Source organism: Streptomyces sp. NPDC096205, from assembly GCF_044763135.1.
Lineage (GTDB): Bacteria > Actinomycetota > Actinomycetes > Streptomycetales > Streptomycetaceae > Streptomyces.
Genome location: NZ_JBIWFS010000015.1, coordinates 40,523 through 66,216, shown reverse-complemented (window position 1 = coordinate 66,216; position 25,694 = coordinate 40,523). Strand labels below are relative to the sequence as shown.

At 73.5% G+C, this 25,694-nt stretch carries 20 protein-coding genes; 10 read left to right on the top strand and 10 right to left on the bottom strand.

What is annotated here, in order from left to right; genetic code table 11:
* Nucleotides 1-108: 108 nt before the first annotated feature.
* A complete protein-coding gene (gene rpmG / locus ACIQ6Y_RS38890; RefSeq protein WP_404047520.1) occupies nt 109-276 on the top strand; it encodes a 50S ribosomal protein L33 in 168 nt (55 codons plus the stop codon).
* 84 nt (nt 277-360) lie between these two features.
* Here the strand turns inward: rpmG and ACIQ6Y_RS38885 are convergent, their stop codons facing one another.
* Complete coding sequence (locus ACIQ6Y_RS38885) at nt 361-708, bottom strand: luciferase family protein (RefSeq protein WP_404047517.1); 348 nt, start codon at nt 706-708, stop codon at nt 361-363.
* On the opposite strand from ACIQ6Y_RS38885, the gene ACIQ6Y_RS38880 reads away from it, so the two are divergent.
* The 3 genes from ACIQ6Y_RS38880 to ACIQ6Y_RS38870 all read left to right on the top strand — a co-directional run bounded on the left by ACIQ6Y_RS38880 (nt 700) and on the right by ACIQ6Y_RS38870 (nt 4,243).
* Nucleotides 700-1,005 (top strand): winged helix-turn-helix transcriptional regulator, encoded by a 306-nt coding sequence (locus tag ACIQ6Y_RS38880; RefSeq protein ID WP_404047514.1) that lies wholly within the window; start codon nt 700-702, stop codon nt 1,003-1,005. The genes ACIQ6Y_RS38885 and ACIQ6Y_RS38880 overlap by 9 nt on opposite strands.
* A gap of 163 nt (nt 1,006-1,168) precedes the next feature.
* Complete coding sequence (locus tag ACIQ6Y_RS38875) at nt 1,169-2,893, top strand: lysyl oxidase family protein (protein ID WP_404047511.1); 1,725 nt, start codon at nt 1,169-1,171, stop codon at nt 2,891-2,893.
* A gap of 165 nt (nt 2,894-3,058) precedes the next feature.
* On the top strand, nt 3,059-4,243 hold the full coding sequence (locus ACIQ6Y_RS38870; protein ID WP_404047507.1) for a tetratricopeptide repeat protein: 1,185 nt from the start codon (nt 3,059-3,061) through the stop codon (nt 4,241-4,243).
* Between the two features lie 307 nt (nt 4,244-4,550).
* Here the strand turns inward: ACIQ6Y_RS38870 and ACIQ6Y_RS38865 are convergent, their stop codons facing one another.
* Both ACIQ6Y_RS38865 and ACIQ6Y_RS38860 read right to left on the bottom strand, forming a co-directional pair.
* Nucleotides 4,551-5,468 carry a hypothetical protein gene (locus ACIQ6Y_RS38865; protein ID WP_404047504.1) on the bottom strand — a complete coding sequence of 306 codons (918 nt, stop codon included), beginning with the start codon at nt 5,466-5,468 and terminating at the stop codon, nt 4,551-4,553.
* On the bottom strand, nt 5,465-5,854 hold the full coding sequence (locus tag ACIQ6Y_RS38860) for a hypothetical protein (RefSeq protein WP_404047501.1): 390 nt from the start codon (nt 5,852-5,854) through the stop codon (nt 5,465-5,467). Before ACIQ6Y_RS38860 ends, ACIQ6Y_RS38865 begins: the two co-directional genes overlap by 4 nt.
* Before the next feature lie 210 nt (nt 5,855-6,064).
* Here ACIQ6Y_RS38860 and ACIQ6Y_RS38855 point away from each other — a divergent pair, with 210 nt between their 5' ends.
* On the top strand, nt 6,065-9,913 hold the full coding sequence (locus ACIQ6Y_RS38855; RefSeq protein WP_404047498.1) for a CHAT domain-containing protein: 3,849 nt from the start codon (nt 6,065-6,067) through the stop codon (nt 9,911-9,913).
* Here ACIQ6Y_RS38855 and ACIQ6Y_RS38850 read toward each other — a convergent pair.
* The 4 genes from ACIQ6Y_RS38850 to ACIQ6Y_RS38835 all read right to left on the bottom strand — a co-directional run bounded on the left by ACIQ6Y_RS38850 (nt 9,872) and on the right by ACIQ6Y_RS38835 (nt 13,931).
* Nucleotides 9,872-10,468, bottom strand: coding sequence for an HXXEE domain-containing protein (locus ACIQ6Y_RS38850; RefSeq protein ID WP_404047496.1), 597 nt, complete (start codon nt 10,466-10,468; stop codon nt 9,872-9,874). The two genes, ACIQ6Y_RS38855 and ACIQ6Y_RS38850, sit on opposite strands and share 42 nt — an antisense overlap.
* A 77-nt stretch (nt 10,469-10,545) precedes the next feature.
* The gene (locus ACIQ6Y_RS38845) at nt 10,546-11,043 is read right to left on the bottom strand and encodes a lamin tail domain-containing protein (RefSeq protein WP_404047493.1); all 498 of its coding nucleotides are present in this window, start codon (nt 11,041-11,043) and stop codon (nt 10,546-10,548) included.
* A 174-nt stretch (nt 11,044-11,217) separates the two neighbouring features.
* Nucleotides 11,218-13,443 (bottom strand): catalase/peroxidase HPI, encoded by a 2,226-nt coding sequence (gene katG / locus ACIQ6Y_RS38840; RefSeq protein WP_404047491.1) that lies wholly within the window; start codon nt 13,441-13,443, stop codon nt 11,218-11,220.
* A gap of 32 nt (nt 13,444-13,475) precedes the next feature.
* The gene (locus ACIQ6Y_RS38835; RefSeq protein ID WP_404047488.1) at nt 13,476-13,931 is read right to left on the bottom strand and encodes a Fur family transcriptional regulator; all 456 of its coding nucleotides are present in this window, start codon (nt 13,929-13,931) and stop codon (nt 13,476-13,478) included.
* Nucleotides 13,932-14,230: 299 nt separating this feature from the next.
* Between ACIQ6Y_RS38835 and ACIQ6Y_RS38830 the strand changes: the two genes are divergently transcribed.
* Entirely contained in the window at nt 14,231-14,842 is a 612-nt protein-coding gene (locus ACIQ6Y_RS38830) for a chloramphenicol phosphotransferase CPT family protein (protein ID WP_404047485.1), read from the top strand.
* A gap of 37 nt (nt 14,843-14,879) precedes the next feature.
* On the opposite strand, the gene ACIQ6Y_RS38825 is transcribed toward ACIQ6Y_RS38830, so the two are convergent.
* The 3 genes from ACIQ6Y_RS38825 to ACIQ6Y_RS38815 form a co-directional block, all read right to left on the bottom strand.
* Entirely contained in the window at nt 14,880-15,848 is a 969-nt protein-coding gene (locus ACIQ6Y_RS38825; RefSeq protein ID WP_404047482.1) for a helix-turn-helix domain-containing protein, read from the bottom strand.
* A gap of 131 nt (nt 15,849-15,979) precedes the next feature.
* The gene (locus ACIQ6Y_RS38820) at nt 15,980-18,262 is read right to left on the bottom strand and encodes an ATP-binding protein (protein WP_404047479.1); all 2,283 of its coding nucleotides are present in this window, start codon (nt 18,260-18,262) and stop codon (nt 15,980-15,982) included.
* A 158-nt stretch (nt 18,263-18,420) separates the two neighbouring features.
* Nucleotides 18,421-18,894, bottom strand: a complete 474-nt coding sequence (locus tag ACIQ6Y_RS38815; protein WP_404047476.1) for a carboxymuconolactone decarboxylase family protein — start codon at nt 18,892-18,894, stop codon at nt 18,421-18,423.
* A 100-nt stretch (nt 18,895-18,994) separates the two neighbouring features.
* On the opposite strand from ACIQ6Y_RS38815, the gene ACIQ6Y_RS38810 reads away from it, so the two are divergent.
* The 4 genes from ACIQ6Y_RS38810 (at nt 18,995) to ACIQ6Y_RS38795 (ending at nt 25,600) form a co-directional block, all read left to right on the top strand.
* Nucleotides 18,995-19,975: a pirin family protein gene (locus ACIQ6Y_RS38810; protein WP_404047473.1), complete on the top strand. Its 981-nt coding sequence runs from the start codon at nt 18,995-18,997 to the stop codon at nt 19,973-19,975.
* Nucleotides 19,976-19,999: 24 nt separating this feature from the next.
* On the top strand, nt 20,000-20,338 hold the full coding sequence (locus ACIQ6Y_RS38805; protein ID WP_404047471.1) for a GNAT family N-acetyltransferase: 339 nt from the start codon (nt 20,000-20,002) through the stop codon (nt 20,336-20,338).
* A gap of 118 nt (nt 20,339-20,456) precedes the next feature.
* Nucleotides 20,457-23,771, top strand: coding sequence for an AfsR/SARP family transcriptional regulator (locus tag ACIQ6Y_RS38800; RefSeq protein ID WP_404047468.1), 3,315 nt, complete (start codon nt 20,457-20,459; stop codon nt 23,769-23,771).
* Entirely contained in the window at nt 23,768-25,600 is a 1,833-nt protein-coding gene (locus ACIQ6Y_RS38795; protein ID WP_404047465.1) for a BTAD domain-containing putative transcriptional regulator, read from the top strand. The genes ACIQ6Y_RS38800 and ACIQ6Y_RS38795 overlap by 4 nt, the downstream gene beginning before the upstream one ends.
* The last annotated feature ends 94 nt before the right edge of the window (nt 25,601-25,694 follow it).

Below are 25,694 nucleotides of genomic sequence, written 5' to 3'. Positions count from 1 at the left end.
GGGTCGGGGTCCGGGTCCGGGAATGCCGGGGCCGGGGTTGCTGTTGTGGCTGTCGCTGGCATGCGCAGGCCAAATTTCTGCGGCTGCCGGCGGAAGGAGGACCACCCCATGGCACGCACCACCACCGCGCGTCCCATCGTCACACTGAGGTCGACGGCCGGGACCGGCGTCACCTACGTGACGCGCAAGAATCGTCTCAACGACCCCGACCGGCTGATTCTGCGCAAGTACGACCCGGTCGCCGGCCGGCACGTGGAGTTCCGCGAGGCGCGCTGAACCACACGCCACCGACACGCGCGGAGGCGAGCCCTCGCGAGGGCTCGCCTCTCTGCCGGACGGTGGCCGTCCCCCGCGCCCGTGCTACGCCACGGCCTGCTCGTACGACGCCCGCAGCACCGTCGCCGCGACCTCCAGCTCGTCCTCGTCGCGCGGCGCGTACAGCATCACGATGCTGTCGGGGACCCCGGCCCGCCGGGAGATGGGGTGGGGCTCCGTCCAGCGCAGCTCGGTGAGCAGCGGCAGCGCCGTGACCGGCACGGTCAGATGCGGGAAGCCGGCGCGGTGGAGGTGTCCGAACTCGTCGACGGCCGGATGCAGAAACGCTTCGAAGGGGCGGTCCCGCCGGTCGATCCGCAGGGCCGGCGAGCCGGGCTCGGAGACCAGGCTCGGGCTGGTGAAGACCCCCGGGAGCCGCCGGGCGTGCGCCACCAGGGCGTCGCGGATCTCCGGCGGCGAGAAGGCATCCAGCTGGTCGTGCGGTATCTCCAGCGCATGCTGACGCGGACCCTGCGCAGTCTGGAGCGGGACGGCCTGGTGATCCGGACGGTGACTCCGGGTACGCCTCCGCGCGTCGACTACGAACTGACGCCGGTGGGCCAGACCTTGTCCGCCGAGGTGGGTTCGCTCATCGCGTGGTCCGAGCGTCATCGCGAGTACATCAGCGTGTCCCGCCGGACCTTCGACGCCCAGCAGTCGGCGGAACCCGGCCCGGCTCTCACCCGATGAACTGAATTCCGCATCAACAGGCAACCGATTTCCCGCATTTGCGGTCTCACAGGTTGCTCACAGGCCTGCCCAGGACGCGTGGGGTGCGTCCGGCCACATCGGTCAGGCGAGTGAGCTGTCGAGTCCGATGCCACTGACCATGGCACTCGCAGACGAGGAACCGATGACCAGTCAGCAACACCGCAAGCGCATCACGCGCGCGTCGCTCGCCGCGGCCGCGTCGCTCACCGTCGTCGTCGTGGCGGCCGGCGCCGCACCCGGTGCCGGCCCGTCGAGCCCGGCCGGCACGCCCAAGCTGAAGCTGGTGGCCGCGTCGAAGTCCGTCACGGTCGACCGGTGGGAGGGGGAATCCGGGGTCTATCTGGACCTCGGCACGTACATCACCGTCGACAAGGCTCCGCTGGAGTTCCAGGTGACCCGGAAGTCCTACAAGGACCCCGTCGTCGCCCGGCAGATCCTCCGCGACGGCACCACCACCCGCACGAAGACCCTGCCCACCGGAACGGTGAAGGACTTCTCCGGCCTGCCCGGCTTCCTGGAGGTCACCGTCACCGACGCGGCCGGCCGGGTCGCGGCCGAGACCAAGGGCACGTTCTGCCCGAACAACGCCTCCGGCCGCATCCGCCCGGACGCCCCGGCCAAGTCGCACTACCCGGAGAGCTGCCCCACCAACCCGTTCACCCTCGGGTCCGTGTGGGGCGTGGAGAAGGGCTGGGCGTCCAACTCCAGCACCTTCGACTACGACAAGCCGCTCGACCTCCCGGTCGGCGAGTACACGGCCAAGGTGGCCGTGGCCAAGAAGTACCGCGACCTGTTCGGCATCCCCGACGACCGACCCACCATCAAAGTGACCGTACGGAAGGTCAGCGACGGCGGCGAGGGCGGCGTCGGCGTGACCGGCGAGCGGTCGGACGCCCACCACGCCGCCGGGCACGGCGACCACGGGGCCTCCCACGGCGGCCACGGCGCCCCCCACGCGGGCCACGAGGCATCGCACGGCATCACGGCCCTCCACTACGGCCCGCGCGGCGCCGACGCCCCCACCCCGCCGGCCCTCTCGCACGCCCTGGAGGACCGCGGCACCGCCCACCACCTCGGTGACGGCCCCGGCCACACCGACGGCTCGCGCATCGCCCCGGCCCTGAAGGCGAACGCCGAGCGGCCCACCGGCCGTGCCGGCGTCCCGGCGAACGTGCCCAAGCCGGACCTGCGCTCCCTGCCGGCCTGGGACATCGCCATCACCGACGGCGAGGACGGCGACGTACCCGGCAAGGACTACCTCGCCTTCAGCGCCAACGTCTGGAACGCGGGCCCGGCCCCCCTCGTGGTGGACGGCTTCCGCACCCCGGGCGCGGACCTGATGGACGCCTACCAGTACTTCTACGACGCGAACGGCAAGCAGGTCGGCTACACCCCGACCGGCACCATGGAGTGGGACCCGCGCATCGGGCACGAGCACTGGCACTTCACCGACTTCGCCAGCTACCGCCTGCTGAGCGCCGACCGCACCGAGGCGGTGCGCAGCGGCAAGGAGGCGTTCTGCCTGGCCAACACCGACGCCGTGAACTACTTGGTGAAGAACGCCAACTGGCACCCGTACAACACCGACCTGTCGACCGCCTGCGGTCAGCAGAACTCGCTGTCCGTGCGTGAGGTCCTCGACGTCGGCTCCGGCGACACCTACACCCAGTACCGTCCCGGCCAGTCCTTCGACATCACCGACCTGCCGAACGGCACGTACTACATCCAGGTCATCGCCAACCCGTCGAAGCGGCTGAAGGAGACCAACCTCAACAACAACGTCGCCCTGCGCAAGGTGATCCTGGGCGGCACCCCGGGCGCCCGCACGGTGAAGGTTCCGCCGCACCAGCTCATCGACGCCCACTGACACACCCTTGAGGTCCGGGGCCGCCGTCGTCCGACGGCGGCCCCGGGCTCGTATGAGTCTCGTATGGCCTCGTCCGGGCCTCGTCTGGGCCTCGTACGGGGCTCGCATCCCTCGACCGAACCTCCACGCCCACGCGTGGGGGCACGGCGGCGCCCGCTCGGCACAATGGAACCATTCCTTGCGAAGGAGGAACCGCCCGTGCCGGAGGAGTCGTTGGCCGAACTGGCCGAGCAGGTGGAGTGGCTCGAAGCACGGCAGGGACCTCTGTCCCTGGAGACCACCGCGGCCCGGCACGAGCTGGCGGGCGCCCTGCACGCGGCGGGCCGGTTGGCGGAGGCGGAGGAGCAGTACACGCGCGCGTACCAGGGTTTCGCCCGCGTCAGCGGTCCCACCCATCTGTTCACGCTCACCTGTATGAACAACCTCGCCCTCGTGCTGCGCGACCGCCGCAAGTGGCAGCCCGCCCTCGAACTGCTGGCGACCGTCCATCAGGCGCGCGCCTCCCTGCTCGGGCCGGCACACCCGTTGACCCTCAACGCCGCCAACAACTTCCTGATCATCCAGGTGAAGCAGGGCGACCTGGAGACCGCGGCACGCGACTACCCGACGCTCATCAGAGGCTGCGAGGAGGCGTTCGGGCCGGAGGACGGGACGACCCATGCGATCCGCCTGAACTACGCCCACCTGCTGCGCCGCCTCGGACGCCACCGCGAAGCCGTCGAACTGCTCGGCGAGTGGGCCGAGCGACCGGTGGCGGAGGTACTGCTGGGCTGCGCCCGGACGCTGCGCTACACGGGCCTGTTCCCGGTGGCCATGACGGCCTCCCGCTACGGCGCCGAGCTGACCCTGAGCACCCACGCGGCGGCCCGTACGGCACACGGTCCCGGTGAGCAACTGCGTGACGACGAGCTGGACATCGTCTGCGAGGTGGTCGGACCGGACGAGCTGGAGGTGCCCTACAGCCCCGACCTGGATCTGCTCGCCCCTGCCGACCAGGTGGCCGACGCGATCGGCGCTCTGGCCGAGCACCTGGCGCAGGCCGAGCGGGAACTGGGCGAACAGCGGCTGCGGGTCCGCGTGTTCGTCCATCACACGCACTGGCCCCGGCTCAGCTCGCCGCCGGTGCTGACCGTGGACCGCCGCCTGATGTCGGCCCGCGACCAGGCTCGCCACGACCGGCTGATGCAGGCCACCGACCATCGGCCCGTGGAGGTTCCACAGACGGGACGGCGCGGATTCCGGCGGGCGGCGGGCGGCTTCTCCGTCCTGCTGCCCGCCGCGCCGGACGTGATCGTGTCCACCGTCGTCGGCCTCGACAGCCGGCCCGCGCCGTCACCGTACGAGGCGTGAGCGGCCCGTCCGCTTCCGTGCCCCTGCACGAGTGGTCCGTTCGCACCGGCACCCTCGGGGGCCGTGATCCGGCCCGCGCCGTCGCCGTACGGGGCGTCGGTCGGGCGGCTCCGTCGCCGTACGGGGCGTCGGTCGGGCGGCTCAGTCGCCGTACGGGGCGTCAGCCGGGCGGCTCAGTCACCGTACGGGGCGCCCGTCGGCCGACTCCGGCACCGTCCGGGGCGTCAGTCGGCCTGTTCCCTCACCGTCCAGGGCGTGATCGGTCCGCGCCGTCAACGGCGGGGGCACGGGCGGGCCGTTCGCTCCCTCACCCTTCCAGGCATGAGCGATCCGTCCGGTCCTTGCGCATCAAGGACGTGGCCCGCGCCCCCGCCTCGCGCGTGAGCGGACCCTCGCATTCCAGCCCCAACTGCACCACCAGATCACGCCCGTACAGGTCGACGGCCGACTCCACCAGATCCGCCTGGACGGCGACCGCGCTGCGCGCCCGGTGCCGCGCGGTGAGCAGCACCCCGACCGCCAGCAGCGCGGCCGGCCACCACACCACCGCCAGCGGCAGATAGAGCACCCCCCACCCGGCGAGCCGCGCCGCTGCCGCGCAGCCCGCGGTGGCCTCCACGAGCTCCGCGCGGGCGGCGTCGGGCATCAGCAGCCACAGCCGGGGCCACGCCGCCGAGAGATCCAGGTGGTAACTGGCGTGTACCCGCTGGTCGACGGCATGCAGCCGGTCCCCTATCCAGGTGGGGCGGGCGGCGGGCTCGGGGCTCGTGGCGTCCCGGCGTACGATCGCTGCCCGCAGCCGCCGGCCGGCCTCCGGGCTGCCGCCCGCGGTGGCGAACTCCCGCACCGCCGCGGTCACCGCCTCCTCTTCCTGCTCCCAGCGCCGCCGACGCCGGGCCGCGAGCCGTCGCAGCACTGGCTCCTCACCCGAGGCCCACCACACCCGCTCCACCAACTGCGCGGCGGCGGAAGCCCCCAGACCGGCGGCGGCCGCCGCGGCGGTGAACGCCGCCGCACCGATCAGCACGGTCCCGAACCGCCCGCTCGCCGGGGCCGCCGCCACCGAATCCAGCCACGCCGTCAGCGGACCCGGGTCGAAGGCATGACCCTGTCCGAGCAGGACGGCGACCGCCGCCGTACACACGTAGAAGGCGCCGGGCAGAAGCAGCAGCATGGCCCAGCGACCTGCCAACTGCTTGCCCAGTTCGGCCAGTACGACGCTCACAGACGGAACGTACGGGAGACGAGCGGTGTTCCGGCCAGCCCGCACCGGGGCGCAGCATCGGCGTGCGCCCCTTCCTGGGGCACGAGGCGCGGGCAGGGCACCGGGGACGGGCAGCCCCACAGCGTCACCCCGGGATGGGGCGTCGCTCCCCGCAACGACCCGTAATCGCGCACCCCTGTGCTGAGCGCGTCGATGCCGTGCCGGGCGAACGCGTCGTCCAGCGCGTCCAGATCCGCGGCGACCGAAGGCCCCCGCTCGCCCGACAGCACGGCCGCCCGCAGCCGGTCCAACTCGTCGCCCACTCCGTACCGCACGGCACGCTCCCGCAGCGCGTCCCCGTCCGTCTGCGGGCACAACCGCGCCAGCCGCTCCGCGATCGCGTCCATTCCGGATCCTCCCCGTCACCGCCGCCGTCACACGAATGTCCCGTCACGCTACTACCGGTCGCCGACAGCGGTGGCCAGGATGGCGACGGGAACCGCGGAGCGGGGCCGGACGTTGCACGGATACCGACCGGACACGGATCGTGACGGACTCGATACGTACGGGAACCATCCGGTGGGGCCGGACGTTGGGCGGGGCACGGGGGTGAAACCATGGAAGAGCTGCGACGCTACACACGCACCGGCGACGAACGGGACCTGCCCGTGCTACCGGACGCCGTCCTGCCGCCGGAGCCCGGCGCCGACCCGGCCGGGACGGCACGGCTGGCGCTGATCCGCTGGTACCGCTACCTCCATATGCCCGGCGTGCGCGGGCTGGGGGAGTACCGCGCCGCCCTGGAGCTGGCGGGCATGATCACCGAACCGCCGCCGGATCTGCCGCCCTTCCCCTCCACCCTGTGCGCCCACCTGGGCCGGTCCCGCACTACCCCGCGCCGCCGGCGGTTCCTACGGCGTTCCACACCGGCCGCCGCCCCGCCGGACGAGGAGGGGGGCACGCTGGGACCGGCCAGGATCGACCAACTCCTCTTCCTCATGGACCGTTTCGAGGAGGAGGACGACTTCAAGGCGCTGGACACCGTCGTGGACCTGCAGATCCGCTGGCTGGGGGAGGAGGGTACGTCCCTGCGCGAGAAGGCGGCCCTGCTCAGCGACCGCGCCTGGCTGCGGCTGCGGCTGGCGGACCTGGGCGCGCACCGCACTTGGGTCGAGGAGGGGGAGCGCAGCGCCGAACTCGCCGTGGAGGCCACTGTGCGCCACCCGGAGCGGGACGACCCGCACCTGGCCAACCGGCTGATGCTCAAGGCCCGGTGCGCGGCTCACCTCCAGCACGAGCGGCTCGACCCTGCCGCCCTGGAGCGCGCGACGGCCGATCTGCGCCGGGCCGTCGAGGCGGCGGGACAGGGCAGCCCCGTGAATCTGTACCCGGCGCGTGAACTGGTCGGTGTGCTCAGGCGCCGGGCGGCGGAGACGGGCTCGCCGGAGCTGCTGCTGGAGGCGCTCGAGGCGGCGGACGACCTGGTCCGGGCCACCGGCCACGACGACTGGAGGGTGCAGGAACACCGGGAGTGGCGGGGCGAGGTGGAGGAGGAGGCCCTCGCGCGGGTCGGCGCCGAGGCGGTCCGGGCGGTCCTCAACCGGTCCACGCCCGCACCGTCCCCGGACGACGACGCGCACCTTGCGGTGGCGTGGCGGACCGCCGACGACCCCGACGCCGCCCCGGCCGACCGCCGCCGCGCGGCCCTCGTCCTGGTCGAGATGGTGCCGGGCGGGCACGAGGACCGGCCCGGAGCCCTGGTCCTGGCCGCCGAGTCGGAGTTCAGGCACTGGAAGTCCGGCGGTGACGGCGCCTCACCGGAACAGGCCCGCGCGTGGGCGCTGCAGGCGGTGGACGCCACGCCGACCGGGCACCGCCTCGCCGGGCGGGCCCTGATCGCGCTGGCCGATGCCACCGTGCATCACGCGTACTCCTCCCAGGCCGACGCCCACCTCGCCGACGAAGCGCTGACGGCCGCGCGCCGGGCCAGGAAGGAGCTGCCGCAGGACGACCCGGACACGCCCCGGAACCTGGAGCGGCTGTCCAAAGTGCTGATCGCCGTCGCCAACGTCCTGTCCGACGCAACCCTGTTGCCCGAGTCGCTGGAGCTGCGCAGGGAGGCCCTGGCGCGCACACCGCAGGACGACCCCTTCCGTCCCTACCGCATGTCCAACCTCGCCGGCGCCCTGGGCGACTTCGCCGAGCACCAAGGGGATCGGGCGGCCGCCGCCGAGGGACTGGAGCTGGCCCGCAGGGCGGCCGACGCGTTCCCCGAGGACCATCCGCGCAAGCACGAACTGCTCCTCAACCTGGCCGGCCATCTGCTCCGCGCCGGACGGAGCGAGGAGGAGCGGCCGGAGTACCTGGCCGAGGCCGAGCAGCTCTACCGGCGGGGTCTGGCCAGACTCCCCGCGGACCATCCCGACCAGGGCCGCTTCCTCAGCTCCATCAGCCAGGTCCGCCATGTGGAGCACCTGAGGACCGGGGACCGGGAGGCGCTGGCCGACGCCGTGCGACTGGCCCGCGAGGCACTGGAGCGCACCCTGCCGGACGACCCCTACTGGGTCGAGCGCCATATCCTGCTCGCCCGCCCGTGCACCGCCCTGCACAAGCTGACCGACCCGGCCTCCCCGGAGGCCGAGGCGCTGCGCACCGAGGCGCTCCAGGTCTGGCAGGCGATCGCCGAGGACCCGCGCACGGGCCCCAAGTACCGCCTGGAGGCCCAGGAGAAGCGCGCGATCCTCGCGCAGGGTGCCGGTGACCCGCGGCTCGCCCTACAGGTTCTGGAGGGACTCTTCCAGGACGAGATCCCGCAGCAGGCCCAGCGGTCCCTGGCCGGGCCGGTGCGCAAGGGCACCGCGGCCCTGGCGCCCGCACTGGCCGCCCGTGCAGCCCGCGCGGCGATCGACTCGGGTGACGCGGACCGGGCCGTGCATCTGCTGGAGACCGGCCGCGCGATCCTCTACGGGCAGGCGCTCACCGCCCGCCGGCTCCGCGAGGCGATCGAACGCATCGACCCGATGGCCGCGCAACGGCTCGCCGAGATCGATGCGAAGCTGACCACGGCCGATTTCTACGCCAATGTCAGCGGCCTCGAGGTCAAGACCGTCGAGAAGGACGCGTCCGGCCGCGTCCTCAAGGAGACCTCCAGCCGCAAGGACCCGCGCCCCGGCTGGGCGGCCACCACCCGCAGACTCGCCGCCGAGCAGCAGAGCATCCGGCGACGCCTCGCCGAGCACCCGGAGGTCGCGGCCCTCACCCGCCCCGACTCCCTTCCCGAGTTGCGGGCCCGCATCGCCGGGGCCCCGGTGGTGTTCGTGCTCGCGCACGCCGACCGTGGCGACGCCCTGCTGGTCCCGGCCGACCCGGCTCGGCCCGTCGAACACGTGCCGCTGCCGGGCCTGACCGAGATCGCGGTCCAGGAGCACAGCGCCCTGCTGGACGACGCGTTGGCGCAGGCGCTGGACCTCGCGGCGTCCTTCGACGCCAGGGAAGCGGCCCAGGCACAGCTGCACGCGGTGCTGGCGTGGCTGTGGGACGAGGTGGCGGGCCCGGTGCTGGAGCGCATGGAAGGCGGTGGTCAGGCCGTCGTCGGGGTGGGGGACGGGGCAACCTGCGAGGGGGAAGGCGGCAAGGCGGGTGAAGGCCTCGACGACCAGGCCCTGCCCCGCCTGTGGTGGTGCCCCGTAGGCCCCTTGGTCCGCCTGCCGTTGCACGCGGCCGGTCATCACCACGACACCGACGGCCCCGCACCCCGCACGGTCGTCGACCGAGTGGTTCCCTCCTACACACCGACCCTCGCCGCGCTGGCCCACTCCCTGCGGGACACGCCGCGTGGCACCCAGCCCCCGCCCGGCAGCGCGCACCGCAGCGGTGTCCTGATCGTCACCGGCGCCGACTGCCCGCGTCTGCCGCCGCTGCCGGAGGCGGGCAAGGAGGCCGAGACCGTCCGCGCGGCGGTGCCCGGCTCACGGGTGCTCAGCGGGGCCGAATCCGGCCTGGACACCCTTGACGGGGCGTTGCGCGAGTACGCCCTGGTGCACTTCGCCTGCCACGGGGACAACGACTCCTCGCTGAGCATCCTGCGCGGCGGCGGCCTCCACCTCGACACCAGCGAGACCCTCACCGCCACCCACATCCAGGACACCGCCCTTGAACACGGCGCCGTGGCCTTCCTGTCCGCGTGCAGCACCGCCGAGCCGCATCCCGAGCTGCCCGACGAGCCCATGCACCTGGCGGCCGCCTTCCAACTGGCCGGCTTCCGCAGTGTCATCGGCACCCTCTGGCGCGCCCCGGACACCCCCGCGATATCGGGCGCGTTCTACCGCTCCCTGACCGCCGACGGCACCCGCCCGCCCGACACGACCCTGACCGCACAGGCCCTCAACACCGCGATACGGACCCTGCGCGCGAGGTACCTCGCCTCACCGACGCGCTGGGCGGCCTACCTGCACGTCGGGGCGTGAGCCCGCACCGCGCCTGCGGGTGAGGCGACGGGCCACGGCCTGCGCCGTGCCCGCGGCGAGGGGCAGCAGGCCGAGGCCGACGGCCGGCGAGGCGGGCGGCAGTCCGGCCCTGCGCAGCCGGGCCAGCGCCCAGGCGCTGTAGGGGATGACGACGGTGGGGGAGGTCGCGACGCCCGGGGTGTAGCCGCGCCAGGCGACGGACTGGGCCATGTGCACCACACCGTGCACGCCGAAGCCGGTGAGAACGGTGCGGAAGAAGGCGCTGCGGCCCCGGGTGCGGGCGCCGTCCACGGCGGCGGCCCCGATCAGCAGGCCCATCAGACCGACCGCCGCGTTCACTTGACGCTGGTCCGCCTCCAGCCGCTGCCACACCCCGGCCGGGACCCGCGGGAAGCGCTCACGCAGCCGGGATACGGCGGCCCGCGACCAGGGGGCCATGGTGAGCAGTTCCTCGATGTCGTTGGCCGCCCAGGCGGCGAACAGGCCCCAGTAGACGGCCGAGGGTATGGGCTCCTCGGCCGGTACCGGCCCGGGGGTGCGGGGTGTGCTGGTCATGACTCCTCCTCGTCGGGGCCCGGGAAAGCGTAAAGGGACCTGTGCGAGGAGGAGTTGACGGCACGGCGTGCCGGATGTCAGCCGTGGAAGCTGATGTAGCCGTTGCCGTCGCGGTCGTTGTTGGACTTGGTGTACGAGTGGACGTCGGCGCGGCTGCCGTTCGACTTGTACACGTAGATCGTGTCCTTGTCGTTGTTCCACATGAAGTTGCAGTTCTGGCGGTAGACGACATTGTTGGCGTCGGAGTTGGTGCCCTTGCCGCCGCGCAGCTTCACGTAGTCGCCGGGCTCGAGGTAGTGGTTCGTCGGGAACGTGAAGGTGTTGCCCGCCGCGTCCTTGACCTTGTAGTTCCGGAGGTTGATGGTCGCGGTCCGCGAGTAGTTCTTCAGCGTCAGGTACTCGGCCCTGGTGTTGCCGGTGGTGCAGTTGTTGGAGTCACGGCCGGGAGCGTCGTACTGGATGCCCTGGATCTTCAGGGACGACGCGTACTCGGTGGCGTGGGCGGAGCCGGCCGTCGTGAGGGCGAGGGCTCCGGCGGCGGCGACGGAGGCGACCGCGGTGATGCGTATGCGCATGAGGTGTGTTCTCCCCATTGGTGCGAACGGGAGCCTGGAGCATACACAAATCGTGAGCGAATGATGGGAGTTGGGTGGGGAAATCGTGAAGGCCGTACAAAGGTCCGCACATGGAGAAACGCCCGGGCCGGCCCGCGAGGGGCCGGCCCGGACGTCAGCGGGGTGAGGCGCGGGTCAGACGAGGTCGAAGCGGTCCAGCTCCATGACCTTGGTCCAGGCCGCGACGAAGTCGCCGACGAACTTGTCCTTCGCGTCGTCGCTCGCGTAGACCTCGGCGAGGGCGCGGAGCTCGGAGTTGGAGCCGAAGACGAGGTCGGCGCGGCTGCCCGCCCACTTCACCTCGCCCGTGGCCGCGTCACGGCCCTCGAAGGTGTTCGCGTCCTCGGAGGTCGCCTTCCACGTCGTGCCCAGGTCGAGCAGGTTGACGAAGAAGTCGTTGGTCAGCGCGCCGGGCGTCTTGGTGAGGACACCGAGGGGCGAGCCCTGGTGGTTGGCGCCCAGGACGCGCAGACCACCGACGAGGACCGTCAGCTCGGGCGCGCTCAGGGTGAGCAGGTTCGCCTTGTCGAGCAGCAGGTACTCGGCCGGGAGGCGGTTGCCCTTGCCGAGGTAGTTGCGGAAGCCGTCGGCGGCCGGCTCCAGCGCGGCGAAGGACTCGACGTCGGTCTGCTCCTGCGAGGCGTCCACGCGGCCCGGTGTGAAGGGCACCTCGACGTCGAATCCGCCGTCCTTGGCGGCCTTCTCGATCGCGGCGCCGCCGCCGAGCACGATCAGGTCGGCGATCGAGACCTGCTTGCCGCCGGTCTGGCCGGAGTTGAAGGACTCCTGGATGCCCTCCAGGGTGCGCAGCACGGTCGCCAGCTGGTCCGGGTCGTTGACCTCCCAGCTCGCCTGCGGCTGCAGCCGGACGCGGGCGCCGTTGGCACCGCCGCGCTTGTCGCTGCCGCGGAAGGAGGAGGCCGACGCCCAGGCGGCCGACACCAGCTGGGACACCGTCAGGCCCGACTCCAGGATCTTCGCCTTGAGGACGGCGACGTCCTCGGCGTCGATCAGCTCGTAGGTCCGCTCCGGCAGCGGGTCCTGCCACAGCAGCGTCTCGGCGGGGACCTCGGGGCCGAGGTAGCGCACGACCGGGCCCATGTCGCGGTGGGTCAGCTTGAACCAGGCGCGGGCGAACGCGTCGGCGAACTGCTCCGGGTGCTCGTAGAAGCGGCGCGAGATCTGCTCGTAGACCGGGTCGAAGCGCAGCGACAGGTCGGTGGTGAGCATCGTCGGCAGGTGCTTCTTCGACGCGTCGTAGGCGTCGGGGATGATCGCCTCGGCGTCCTTGGCGACCCACTGGTGGGCGCCGGCCGGGCTGGTGGTGAGCTCGTAGTCGTACTCGAAGAGGTTCTTGAAGAACCCGTTGCTCCACTGCGTCGGCGTGGCGGTCCAGGTGACCTCCAGGCCGGAGGTGATGGCGTCCGCGCCCTTGCCGGTGCCGTAGGTGCTCTTCCAGCCGAGGCCCTGCTCCTCCAGGCCGGCGGCCTCGGGGTCGGCGCCGACGTTGTCCGCGGGGCCGGCGCCGTGGGTCTTGCCGAAGGTGTGGCCGCCGGCGATGAGGGCGACGGTCTCCTCGTCGTTCATTGCCATCCGGCCGAACGTCTCACGGATGTCGCGGGCCGCCGCGATCGGGTCCGGGTTGCCGTTCGGACCCTCGGGGTTGACGTAGATGAGGCCCATCTGGACCGCGCCGAGCGGGTTCTCCAACTCGCGCTCGCCGGAGTAGCGCTGGTCGTCCAGCCAGGTGGTCTCGGGACCCCAGTAGACGTCCTCCTCCGCCTCCCAGACGTCCTCGCGGCCACCGGCGAAGCCGAAGGTCTCGAAGCCCATCGACTCCAGGGCGACATTGCCGGCGAGGATCATCAGGTCGGCCCAGGAGATCTTCTGGCCGTACTTCTTCTTCACCGGCCACAGCAGACGGCGGGCCTTGTCCAGGTTGGCGTTGTCGGGCCAGCTGTTCAGCGGCGCGAAGCGCTGCTGGCCGGCACCGGCGCCACCGCGGCCGTCGCTGATGCGGTAGGTGCCCGCGCTGTGCCAGGCCATACGGATCATGAAGGGGCCGTAGTGCCCGAAGTCGGCGGGCCACCAGTCCTGCGAGGTGGTGAGCACCTCGGCGATGTCCCGTTTCACGGCCGGAAGGTCGAGGCTCTGGAAGGCCTCGGCGTAGTCGAACTCCTCGCCGAGCGGGTTCGCCACGGCGGGGTTCTTGGCGAGGATCTTCAGGTTGAGCCGGTCCGGCCACCACTGCCGGTTACCGCCGCCCTGGGTCGGGTGCGGAGCGCGCCCGTGCGCGACCGGGCAGCCGCCTGACGCCTCGGTCTTCGCGTCTGTGACGATTGCATCGTGGTTCTCAGACATGGCAATCCTTCCGGACTAGGCGGATCACGTGCTCAGGAAGTGCGGGAAGTGCGGGAACTGCGCGAGGGTGCGCAGTCGGGGCACAGGCCCCAGTAGATGACCTCGGCCTCGTCGATGGTGAAGCCGTGGTCGTCGGAGGCGGTCAGGCAGGGCGTCTCGTCGACCGCGCAGTCGACGTCGGCGACGGCCCCGCACGACCGGCAGACGACGTGATGGTGGTTGTCCCCGACGCGGCCCTCGAACCGGGCCGGGCTGCCGGCCGGTTCGATCCGGCGGATCAGCCCCGCACCGGTGAGCGCGTGGAGAGCTTCGTAGACGGCCTGGACGGAGATATGGCCCACCCGGTCGCGGACGCCCGCCGCGATCGCGTCGGCGCCCAGGTGATCACCGCTGCGGACGGTCTCCAGCAGGGCGACCCGCGCGGCCGTCACCCGAAGGCCCGCACCGCGCAGCTCCTCGGCGGTGGTCGGTGTCTCCGATGCGGTCATGACGCCGAACCTACCCTCATAAACACGAATGATTCAAGGAAACGAACGAGGCAAGTTTGAGGGTGCCGCGTCACCGGATGTTTGCGTATGTGTACGAATGCCGCGCCCTTGCCCATCGGTGGCACCGCGGCCCGCCCGCCTTCGGGTGATCATGCCGTGTCGGTGGCCGTGGCGTGGAGGTTCGTGGACATCGCGCGTGTGTTCCAGGGAGTCGGTCCCCGTACGGCGTCCAATGCGATGATCATGCCGGTGGTGCGGAGGCGCTCCGTGCCCGACGACCCGCGCGAGAGGACGACCGCATGACGGCCGAGACGGTGACCGACCCGAGCGACCCGGCCGACACCCGCATCCCCGACACGGGCGCGGGCGGCACGGTCATCCTGCTCAACGGCACGTCCAGTTCCGGCAAGTCCAGCATCGCCCGCGAACTGCTGGGCGTCCTCGACGGCACCTGGTTCCATGTGCCGGTGGACGCCTTCCACGGCATGCGCGGGGGCGTGATCGTCGACGGTGATCTCCAGGCCGAGATCGACCGCACCTGCAAGGGCTTCCACCGGGCCGTCGCCGGGATGGCGGCGGGCGGCAACAACCTCGTCGTCGACTACCCCCTGAGCCGTCGCTGGCGGCTGCTCGACCTCCTCGACGTGCTGGTCCCCGAGGACACGGTGCTCGTCGCGGTCCGCTGCCCCCTGCCGGAGCTGGAGCGCCGCGAGACCCTGCGCGGAGACCGCCAGCGCGGGCTCGCGGCGACGCAGTTCGCGCACGTCCACTCGCACGGCATGCACGACCTCGACGTCGACACCGGCCGGTACAGCCCCGCCGAATGCGCCCGCCGCATCCGCGAGTTCCTGCCGCAGCGCCCGCGTCCGACGGCTTTCGAGATCCTACGGCGCTCCCTGCGCGGTCACTGAGCTGTCCGCGCTGAGCCGCCCGGCCGGCCCGCGGAGCTCAGCCCTGCGCCCCGCGGCCCAGGTCGCGCATGGTCCGCCACTGCCGGGGCGTGAAGCCGTACGCGCCCCGGAACACCCGGCTGAAATGGGCCGGGTTGGCGAACCCCCAGCGCTGGGCGATCTCCGACACGCTCGGTGCGGGCCGCCCGGGGACGGTGAGTTCGCGGGCGCACTCCTCCAGGCGGCGGCGCCGGATCAGCCGGGCGACCGTGGTGCCCTCCTCCTCGAAGAGCCGGTGCAGATAGCGGACGGAGATGTGGTGCGCCCTCGCCACGGACTCCGGCGAGAGCCCGGGATCGCCCAGCTGCCGGTCGATGTGGTCACGGACGCGCCGGACCAGCTGCTCGCGCCGGGTCTCCGGCCCGGTGGCGGTGCCCGCCGCGGCGACCAGCGTGGTGAACAGGTCGACTACACCGGCGGCGAGCCGCCCCGCCTCGGTCGGCGTGTACGCGTGCGCCGAGGCGACCAGCCGGGTGAGGAAGGGAGTGAGGACCGCCCCCGGACCCTCCGACGCATCGAGCGCGACGCCGCTGATCCGGCGGATGTCCTCCTCCGGCAACCCCAAGGCGCGGCGCGGCACATGCACCTGCCGGCTGCTGAAGCGCTCGGGGTAGTCCAGGGCGTACGGCCGTGCCGTGTCGTACACCACCAGGTCACCCTCGCCGACGACGGTGTGACGGCCGTCCTGCACAAGGGTCGCCGTGCCGGAGGTCTGCACGGCCGCCGTCAGATACGCCTCGTCCGAGCCGGCGATGAGCGTCTGTGTACGGGCCGCGCGATGGGCGTCGGCCTCGATGGACGCCAGGCGCAGACAGCCCAGCCGTCCCGCGGTGATCCGGCCGCAGAAGGAGCCGCCCCGCTCGCGCGGGGTGATCTGCACCGGTACGACGGCCTCGCCCAACGCGTCACGCCAGTAGGCCACTTGCTCGGCGGCGGGCACCGCGTCCGTCGTCCACACCGAGTCCACCCGGCCTCCTCACCGCCGTACCGCACACGTACGCGGCCACGCTCGGCTCGGAGCGCCGCTGACCGCCCGACCAGCCAATCAACGGGGTGGTGCGGGGACCAGGCACATCACAGGCAGAAAGCGCAGGCGGGTCAGCGGGGCGCGGGCGGCGGCGACGCGCCGCTGGAGGCGTCGAGGGCGGCCAGGCGCGCCCGGGCGGTGGCGACGCGCTGCGGGTCGGCGTCCGGGCCGAGCCCGGCGCAGCGGGCGTAGACCTCCCGGGCGGCGGCCGTGTCCCCGGCGGCCAGCAGGGCGTCGCCGAGCTGGCTGAGGTGGAGGCTCTCCAGGGCCGTGTTGCCGCTGTCGCGGCAGATGCCGACGGCGGTCTCGAGATGCGTGACGGCCTCGTCCCAACGCTCCAGCGTCGTCAAGGTGTTGCCGAGGCCCGCGTGCAGCCCGCGCCGGGTGAAGTCGGCGACATGCGGCGCGATCCGCTCAGCCAGCTCGTCGAGCAGGGCGAGCCCGCCGAGGAAGGCGTCCACGGCGGCCTCGCGATCACCCTGGTCGTTCAGGTCGACGGCACGCGCGTACTGGGACTGGATGAACCCGTGCAGATCGCCCACGGCCCTGAACAGGCCCGCGGCCAGCTGGTTGTGCTCGGCGGCAGCAGCGTAGGAGCCCAGCCGCCGGTGCGCCCAGGCCTGGTAGTAGTGGGCCCAGGCCTGCTGGGCCGTGTCGCCCGCGAGTCGCGCGGCCTCCAGTGCCTCGGCGGACAGAGCGAGGCTGTCGCGGGGACGGCCCTCGCACAACAGGACGGCCCACGCGTGGTAGTTGAGCTGCGTGGCCTCCAGGACCGGGTCGCCCAGAGCCCGGGCGGCGCGTGCGGCGGAGGCGAAGACCTCCGGCCAGTGCCCCCAGAAGATCCACTGGTCGGAGAACCAGTGCAGGGCTTCGGCGAGGTGCACCACGGCAGTGTGCTCCCCGGCCGTGGCGGCGGCGCGCAGCGCGGCCAGCCAGTTGGGGCCCTCGGCCCGCAGCCACTGCCCGGCTTTGCCCGCGTCCGACAGATCGACGGTGCCGCGCCATGAGGCGGGCGGTGCGCCGTGGTCGGGTTCGAACCAGCGGCCCGCGACCACCGCCGTCTCCAGCAGCATGCGGTACAGCGCGGCGCGCGCCGCCTCCACGTCCGCGGCGTCCTCGTCGGCGGCCAGCCGGTCGCGGGCGAACAGCCGCAGCAGGTCGTGCAGCCGGTAGCGGTCCCCGTCCGTGCCCAGCAGCCCCGCCTCGACCAGCTCCTCCAGCGTGTCCTCGGCGTCGAACAGCTCCTGCCCGGTCAGCTCGACGGCAGCGGACGCGGCCGTGTCGGGCCCCGGTATCAGGGCCAGGCGCCGGAACAGCCGGGCCGCCGACGGGGTGAGCTGCCGGTAGGACAGGTCGAAGGCGGCCGTCACCCGCATGTCCCCGGCGGACAGCGCGTCCAGCCGCCGCTCCTCCAGCGCGAGCCGGTCGGCGAGCCTGCCCACGCTCCAACCGGTGCGGGTGGCCAGCCAGTTGCCCGCGATGCGCAGGGCGAGCGGCAGATGCCCGCAGCGCCGGGCGACGTCCTCCAGCGCGGCCGGTTCGGCGGCGGCCCGCTCGGCGCCGACGAGCCCGGCCAGAAGAGCGGCGGCCTCGTCAGCGGTCAACTCCCCGAGCGGCAGGCGGTGCACACTCTCCAGGCCGGTCAGCATGCGCCGGCTGGTGACGACCACCAGGCCCGCCCCCGCACCGGGCAGCAGCGGACGCACCTGCCGCTCGTCGCGGGCGTCGTCCAGCACCAGCAGGAACCGCCGCTCCGCCAACAGGCGCCGGTACAGCGCCGGATGGCCCTGGGGTCCGGCCTGCGCGAGGTCCTTGTCGGACACCTGGAGCGCCTTGAGGACACCGAGCATGACCTCCGCCGGTTCGGGCGGGCTGTCGTGGGTGCCGCGCAGTTCGAGGACCAACTGCCCGTCGGGGAACCGGTCGGCGAGCCGCCGGGCGGCATGCAGGGCGAGCGTGGTCTTGCCGGTCCCCGGCGCCCCGGACACCGCCACCACGACCGGCGCGGCCGCCTCCGCCTCCGCGAACAGCTCCAGGTGCGCCAGCTCCGCCTCGCGGCCCACGAAGTCGGCGATCCCGCGCGGGAACGCGCGGACCCCGGCAGGGCTGTAGCCGGGGGAGCGGCCCGCCCGGGCGGCGGCGAGCAGCCGTTCGCGGTCCGCCTCGGCCAGCGCCAGACCGTCCGCGAGCGCGGCCACCGTACGCCGCTGCGGAGCGGCCCGTCGCCCGCGCTCGAGATCCCCGATGCCGCGCACGCTGACGCCCGAACGCTCCGCCAGAGCCTCGATGGTCAGGGACGCGGCCAGCCGCAACTCCCGCAGCAGCGTCCCGAAGACGTCCCGCTCGCCGGTCATGTGCGCCCCCGCCCGTGCCTCCGCCCGCTCACGAGCATGATCGACAAGGATTCTAGGGGAGCCGGAAGTTCCGGCGCCGGGAGTTGATCTCCGGTGCACGGCTGCTGCCCAGGAGTGCACCGGGCGGGCCGGGGGAGGGACGGGCGTGCGAGGGTGGGTCAGTGCTCGGGCCGTACGGGGTGACCGCTCAGGATCGAGACCCGGTTGAAGGCGTTGATGGTGATCGCCACCCAGATCACCGCGGAGATCTGGTCCTCGGTGAGCGCCTCACGGGCGGCGGCGTAGGCGGTGTCCCGCGCGGCCAGGTCGGCCGGCGAGGTCGCCGCTTCGGCCAGCGCGAGGGCGGCCCGCTCGGCCGGCGTGTACAGCTCGGCGTCCCGCCAGCCCGCGAGGACGCCCAGGCGCTGGGCCGTCTCTCCGGCGCGCAGGGCGGCCCGGGTGTGGGTGTGCAGACAGTAGGCGCAGCCGTTGAGCTGGGAGACGCGGAGGTTGACCAGCTCCACCAGCCGCCGGTCGAGTCCGGCCTCGGCGGCGACCGAGCGCACGGCCTCGGCGGTCTGCACCAGCGCGTGGTACGCCTTCGGGCTCTGCTTGTCGACGAAGATCCGCTCGGCGTCGGGGGTGCTGTTCAACCTGGGCTCCTTGGGGCGCCGTTGGCGTCTGGGGCTGCGTCACGCTACACGTTCAAGTATTGTTGAAGCATAAACTATCAAGGTGTGTGGAGGTCCCCCGATGAGCAACGTCGAAACCGGCCCCGTCGCGGCGCGCCCCGCGACCGAGGCGATCGCCCCGTCCGGCCCCCGCGTGGAGGTGCTCACCCCGCGTGACGTGCCCCTCGGCGGCCCGCGGGCCATGACCGTACGGCGCACCCTGCCCCAGCGGTCGCGCACCCTGATCGGCGCCTGGTGCTTCGCCGATCACTACGGCCCCGACGACGTAGCCGACACCGGCGGCATGGTGGTCGCCCCGCACCCCCACACCGGCCTGCAGACCGTGAGCTGGCTGTTCAGCGGCGAGATCGAGCACCGCGACAGCCTAGGCAGCCATGCCTACGTCCGCCCCGGCGAACTGAACCTCATGACCGGCGGCCACGGCATCGCCCACTCCGAGGTCTCCACCCCGGGCACCACCGTCCTGCACGGCGTCCAGCTCTGGGTCGCCCTGCCCGAAGCGCACCGCGCAACCCACCGGGACTTTCGGCACTACGCCCCCGAACCCGTGCACGCCGACGGCGCGGAGATCCGCGTCTTCCTCGGCTCCCTCGCCGGATCCACATCCCCCGTGCCGACCTTCACGCCCCTCCTCGGAGCCGAGATCGTCCTCGACCCGCACGCCACCCTCACCCTCGCCGTGGACCCGGACTTCGAACACGGCGTCCTCGTCGACCGGGGCGACGTCCGCGTCGCCGGCACCCTGCTCGCCCCGGCCGACCTGGGCTACCTCCACCCCGGCCCCGGCACCCTGACCCTCCACAACACCTCCGACGCCCCCGCCCGGACCGTGCTGCTCGGCGGCACCCCGTTCGAGGAGGAGATCGTCATGTGGTGGAACTTCATCGGGCGCAGCCACGACGACATCGCCCGCGCCCGCGCGGACTGGGAGAGCGCCTCCGACCGCTTCGGCGCCGTCGACGGCTACCCCGGCGACCGCCTCCCCGCCCCCGCCCTGCCCCACGCCACCCTCACCCCGCGCCGCAACCCGCCGCGCGCCTGACACCCACCCGAGAGGACCCACCCCATGACCGAGACCGGGACCACCCCCACCGTCCGGCGCGCCGACGACCGCCACCGCTACGAGATCCACGTCGGCGCCACCCGCGCCGGCCTCACCGCCTACCGCGACCGCGGCACGCAGCGCGTGTTCTTCCACACCGAGGTCGACGACGCCTTCGCCGGACAGGGGCTCGCCGGGAAGCTGGTCGAGGAAGCCCTCACGGACGTCCGCGCGCAGGGCCTGCGGATCGTGCCGGTCTGCCCCTATGTCGCCAAGTTCCTCAAGAAACACACCGAGTTCGCCGACATCACCGACCCGGTGACCCCGGACGTGCTCGCCTGGCTGGAGAAGGAACTCGGCTGACACGACCTCTCCCGGCCGCCCCGCCCCGCGTCCGACCTGCGGATAGTGACTCCGGGTAACCCCACCGGTGACGTAGAGTCGGGACCGGGCGGGGAGACCGGAAGGGGGTGGGGCGCCGGTGGAACACATACGGTTCGCGCTGCTCGGTCCGGTACGGGCCTGGCGGGCGGACACCGAACTGGACCCGGGCGGACCACAGGAACGCGCCCTGCTCGCCCTGCTGCTGGCCCGGGCAGGACAGCCCGTCGCGGTGAGCGAGATCGTGGACGTCCTGTGGGGCCCGCGCCCCCCGCGCAGCGCCCTGAACGTGATCCGCCGCCATGTCGGCTCCCTGCGCCGCCTGCTGGAGCCGGAGCTGGCGCCGCGCGCTCCGGGTACATGGCTGCCGCGCGCGGCCGGCGGATACCTGCTCCGGGCCGACAGCACGACATCCGACCTGCTGAGCTTCCGCGAGCGGTACGAAGAGTCGCGCCGCGCCGAACCCCGTGTCGCTGTCCAACTCCTCGTCGGCGCCCTGGCGTTGTGGCAGGGCGCGGCCGCCGCCGACCTCCGCCCGCGCGCCCGTGCGCACCCGGCGTTCACCGCCCTGGAGGCGGAACGTCTCTGCGCCGCACGCGCCGCCGCCGACACCGCCCTGCGGGCGGGCACACCCGACCACGTCCTGCCCGCCCTGCGCCGCACCGCCGCCGACCACCCCCTCGACGAGCCCGTCCTGGCCCGCCTGATCCTCCTCCTCGCCGCCACCGGCCACCGCGCCGAGGCCCTCACCGCCTACGACTCCGCCCGCACACGCCTCGCCGACGAACTGGGCATCGACCCGGGCTCGGAACTGCGCGCGGCGTGGGAGGTGGTGAGGGGGGAGACGGCCATCTCTGATGGGGCCGGGCCGCGCATCTCCGGCCTGGCGACCCAGCAGAGCCCTGGCGCGGTGGCCCCGCACCTCGCCGGTGCGCCGACTCATGACTGCTTTGGCGCGGCGGCCCCGTACTTTGCCGGTGCGCCGACCCCTCACACCGCGCCTCCATACCTGGCCGGTGCGCCGACCCCTCACACCGCGCCTCCGTACCTGGCCGGTGCGCCGACCCCTCACGCCGCGCCTCCGTACCTTGCCGGCGCGCCGACCCCTCACGCCGCGCCTCCGTACCTCGCCGGCGCGCCGACCCCTCACACCGCGCCCCCGCACCTCGCGGACACGCCGACCCATCACACCCCTGCCGCGTCGCCCCCCGCCGGCACGCCGACCCCGCTCAGCCCTGCCCCGCCCGACCCGCAAGCCCCTGGCGCACAGGACCTGCGATCTCCGGCCACCCTCAACTCCCAGCAGAGCCCCGCCCCGTCCGCCGCAGTCCCCTCCCAACTGCCCCACGCCCTCCCCGCCTTCACCGGCCGAGCCGCCGAACTGGCCGACGTACGCGCCCTGCTGTCCGGCACCGACCACAACGGCGACGGCAGCCCCGTCGACCCCGTCCACCCCGTCGACCCCGCCGGAACGGTAGTCATCGGTGTCATCGGCGGAATGGCCGGAGTCGGCAAGACCACCCTCGCCGTGCACTGCGCCCACCAGCTGGCCGACCGCTTCCCCGACGGCCGGCTCTACGTCGATCTGCGCGGCTTCGACCCCTCCGGCGCGGTCACGGAACCCGGCGAGGCCGTGCGCGGCTTCCTGCACGCCCTCGGTGTACCGCCCGACCGTGTCCCGCACGGGCTGGACGCCCAAACGGCCCTGTACCGCGGCCTGCTGGCGGGCCGCCGGGTCTTGATCCTGCTGGACAACGCCCGCGACACCGACCACGTACGACCCCTGCTGCCCGGCACACCGGGCTGCCTCACGCTCGTCACCAGCCGCGACGACCTGGCCGGGCTGATCGCCGGGCACGGCGCCCGGGCCCTCACGCTGCGCCCCTTCAGGGTGGAGGAGGGACGGGAGTTCCTGGTGAGCAGGCTCGGTGCCGAGCGGGTGGAGGCCGAGCCCGGGGCCGCGGACGAGATCGTCCGCAGGTGCGCCGGGCTGCCCCTCGCGCTGGCCTGCGTCGCCGCCCGCGCCGCCCTGCACCCCGCCTTCCCGCTCGGCGCGATCGCGGCCGAACTGCGCGACGCCGACGGCAGTCTGGACGCCTTCGCCCGCTCGGACGCCTCGCTCGACGTCGGCACGGTGTTCTCCTGGTCCAGCCGGGCCGTCTCGCCCGAGGCCGCCCGCGTCTTCCGTCTGCTCGCCCTGCACCCCGGCCCGCACGTCACCGCACCGGCCGCCGCCGCCCTGGCCGCGCTGCCGCCGCGCCGCGTCCGGCCGCTGCTCGCCGAACTCGCCGGTGTCCACCTGCTGAACGAACCCGCCCCCGGCCGTTACGCCTTCCACGACCTGCTGCGCGCCCACGCCACCGAACTCCTCCACGAGCGGCACACCGAGGCCGAACGCCGTGCGGCCACCAGCCGCCTGCACCACCACTACCTGCACACCGCCCACACCGCGGGCATGCTGCTCGCCCCGCACGCCGACCAGATGTCCCTCCCGCCGCTCCCCGAAGGCGCCACCCCCGAGCCGCTGGCCGACGACACCCGCGCGCTGGACTGGCTGACCGCGGAGTACGCCGTCCTGCTCGCCGTCGTCGACTCGGCCGCCGCCTCCGGGGACGACCGGGTCGCCTGCCTGCTGGCCTGGGCGCTGGAGCCCTTCTTCGACCGGCGCGGCCACTGGCACGAGGGGGCGGCCGCCCAGCGCACCGCCCTCGACGCCGCCCTGCGGCTGGGCGAGCCCGCCCTGGAGGCCCGCGGCCTGCGCGGACTGGCCCGCGCGGAGGGCAGACTGGGCCTGCACGAGCGGTCCCTGCCCCGCCTCACACGTGCCCTGGAGCTGTTCACCACCCTCGGCGACGACATCGGCCGGGCCGACACCCACCGCAGCCTCGGCTGGGAGGCCGAGCAGGCGGGCGACCTCGACGGCGCCCTGCGCCACAACCGGCTCGCCCTCGACCTGTTCCGCGCCGCGGGCGCCCACGCCGCACAGGCCAGCGTGCTCAACTCGGTGGGCTGGTACCACGCCCTGCGCGGCGAGTACCGCGACGCCCTGCGGCACTGCTTCGAAGCCCTCACCACGCTCCAGGAACTCGGCGACCGCTACGGCCAGGCCGCCACCTGGGACAGCATCGCCTACGCCCACCACCACCTCGGCCGCCACCCGCATGCCCTGCTCGGCTACCGCAACTGCCTCGCCCTCCTGCGCGAGTTGGGCGTGCCCTACCTGGAGGGCGTCACCCTCCTCCGCCTCGGCGACACGCACCTCGCCACCGGCGACCACGACGGCGCCCGCACCTGCTGGCAGCAGGCCCTCGCCCTGCTCGCCCGGCTCGGCCACCCCGACGCCGAACAGGCCGCCGCCCGCCTGACCGGCAGGTCCGCGACCGCCTCGCACGACCTCCGTGCCGAGCGGCGATGAGCGGCCCTCCGCCGGGCGCCCTGCGGTTCGAGGTGCTCGGACCCCTGCGCGTGCACGCCGGCGACCGCGAGATCGACCTCGGCTTTCCGCAGCAGCGCGCCCTGCTGGCCCTGCTCCTGCTGCACCCCGGCCGCCCGGTCCGCATGCACCACATCATCGACGTCCTGTGGCCCGTGCGGGCACCCGCCAGCGCCCGGAACGTCGTACGCCGGTACGCCGGTGAGCTGCGCAGACTCCTGGAACCGGGGCTCCCGCCCCGCGCCCCGGGCCGGCGTCTGCTGCCGCACACCGGCGGCTACCTCCTGGAGGCCGGCCACGACGAGGTCGACCTGCTGCGCTTTCGCGACCTCGCCCGCAGGGGTGCGCGGGCCGCCGCCACCGGCCGTTCCGAGGAGGCGGTACGTGCCTTCACCGACGCGCTCGCCCAATGGCGCGGACCCGTCGCCATGGGCATCCCCGAGGCCGTCCGGGCTCACGTCGAATTCACCGCGCTGGAGGGCGAGTTCGTCCGGACCGTCCAGATGGCCGCCGACGCGGCTCTGCGCTGCGGACGTGCCGAGGACGTCCTGCCCGCCCTGCGCCGCGCCGCCGCCCTCGACCCCCTCGACGAGTCCCTGCACGCCCGACTCGTCCACGCCCTGGCCGCCTGCGGCCGCCGTGCCGAGGCACTCACGACGTACGAGACCGTCCGCCACACCCTCGCCCGCGACCTGTCCGTGCCCCCCGGCCCCGAACTGACCGCCGCCCACGCGGCAGTCCTCCAGGAGGCCGTACGACCGCACGGACCAGGTCACCCGCCCGCGCCCCACGGCCTCGTACGACCGCACGCTCCCGGCCGCCGCTTCCCGCTGTCGCCTCCGGAAACCCAACTGCCCTCACCGCGAGTCATGTTCGTAGGGCGAGTGCGTGAACTCGCCCTGCTGACCGCCCTCTCCGACGCGGCCGGGTCCGCCACCGCGGCGACCGCGGCGATCCTGGTCACCGGCATGGCCGGAGTCGGCAAGAGTGCGCTCGCCGCCCACTGGGCCGAGACCGCGGCCACGCGGTTCGCGGACGGCAGGCTCCATGCCGATCTGCGGGGGTTCGCCGCGCACGCGCCCGTGGCGACGGCCGCCGAGGTGCTCGCCGGGCTGCTCGCCGCGCTCGGCGTGCCGCCGGGGCGCATCCCCGAAGGGGTGGAGGCGAGGGCGGGGCTGTACCGGACCGTGCTGGCCGGGCGCCGGGTGCTGGTGGTGCTCGACGACGCCGCCGACTCCGAGCAGGTGCGCCCGCTGCTGCCCCCGTCGCCCGGCTCCCTCGCCCTGGTCACCAGCCGAAGGGCCCTGCCCGGGCTGATCGCCTCCGGTGCCCGGCCGCTGCGTCTGGAACCGCCGGACACCGAGGACGCGCTGGCCCTGCTGACCGAGCGGTTCGGGCCCGTGCGGACGGCCGCCGAGCCACGCGCCGCCGAGGAGATCGTGGCCCGGTGCGGCCGCCTTCCGCTCGCGCTGACCGCACTCGCCGTGTCCGCCCCTGCCGATGTCCCGCTGGCGGCGTTGGCCGCGGCACTGCGTGCCGACCCCGTCGCCGGGACCGGCGTCGTCCGGGAGGCGTTCCTCGCCTCCTGCCGCGGCCTGTCCCCGACGGCCGCCGCCCTGCTGCGCCGACTGCCCCGGCACCTCGGCGCCGACATCGCCGCGCAGGAGGCCGCCGACCTGGCGGGTCTGCCCCCGCGCCGGGCCCGACTCGCCCTCGACGAACTGGCCGACGCCCATCTGCTGACCGAGCGCACCCCGGGCCGATACGCCCTGCACGAACTGGTGCGTGCGTTCGCCGCCGAAACGGAGTGACAGACTCCGGGGTTGCCGTCACTGCGGTGTCACTCATTTTGCACAGACGCCGACCTACGGTCCGGGAGTACGAACCCACGCACGGCCCGGAGGC

Excerpts from the sequence above, each read along its gene's own strand:
- rpmG (WP_404047520.1), top strand. The coding sequence starts at position 109 with ATGGCACGCACCACCACCGCGCGTCCCATCGTCACACTGAGGTCGACG.
- ACIQ6Y_RS38875 (WP_404047511.1), top strand. The coding sequence starts at position 1,169 with ATGACCAGTCAGCAACACCGCAAGCGCATCACGCGCGCGTCGCTCGCC.
- ACIQ6Y_RS38870 (WP_404047507.1), top strand. The coding sequence starts at position 3,059 with ATGGAACCATTCCTTGCGAAGGAGGAACCGCCCGTGCCGGAGGAGTCG.
- ACIQ6Y_RS38860 (WP_404047501.1), bottom strand. The coding sequence starts at position 5,854 with ATGGACGCGATCGCGGAGCGGCTGGCGCGGTTGTGCCCGCAGACGGAC.
- ACIQ6Y_RS38855 (WP_404047498.1), top strand. The coding sequence starts at position 6,065 with ATGGAAGAGCTGCGACGCTACACACGCACCGGCGACGAACGGGACCTG.
- ACIQ6Y_RS38850 (WP_404047496.1), bottom strand. The coding sequence starts at position 10,468 with ATGACCAGCACACCCCGCACCCCCGGGCCGGTACCGGCCGAGGAGCCC.
- ACIQ6Y_RS38845 (WP_404047493.1), bottom strand. The coding sequence starts at position 11,043 with ATGCGCATACGCATCACCGCGGTCGCCTCCGTCGCCGCCGCCGGAGCC.
- katG (WP_404047491.1), bottom strand. The coding sequence starts at position 13,443 with ATGTCTGAGAACCACGATGCAATCGTCACAGACGCGAAGACCGAGGCG.
- ACIQ6Y_RS38835 (WP_404047488.1), bottom strand. The coding sequence starts at position 13,931 with ATGACCGCATCGGAGACACCGACCACCGCCGAGGAGCTGCGCGGTGCG.
- ACIQ6Y_RS38830 (WP_404047485.1), top strand. The coding sequence starts at position 14,231 with ATGACGGCCGAGACGGTGACCGACCCGAGCGACCCGGCCGACACCCGC.
- ACIQ6Y_RS38820 (WP_404047479.1), bottom strand. The coding sequence starts at position 18,262 with ATGACCGGCGAGCGGGACGTCTTCGGGACGCTGCTGCGGGAGTTGCGG.
- ACIQ6Y_RS38810 (WP_404047473.1), top strand. The coding sequence starts at position 18,995 with ATGAGCAACGTCGAAACCGGCCCCGTCGCGGCGCGCCCCGCGACCGAG.
- ACIQ6Y_RS38805 (WP_404047471.1), top strand. The coding sequence starts at position 20,000 with ATGACCGAGACCGGGACCACCCCCACCGTCCGGCGCGCCGACGACCGC.
- ACIQ6Y_RS38795 (WP_404047465.1), top strand. The coding sequence starts at position 23,768 with ATGAGCGGCCCTCCGCCGGGCGCCCTGCGGTTCGAGGTGCTCGGACCC.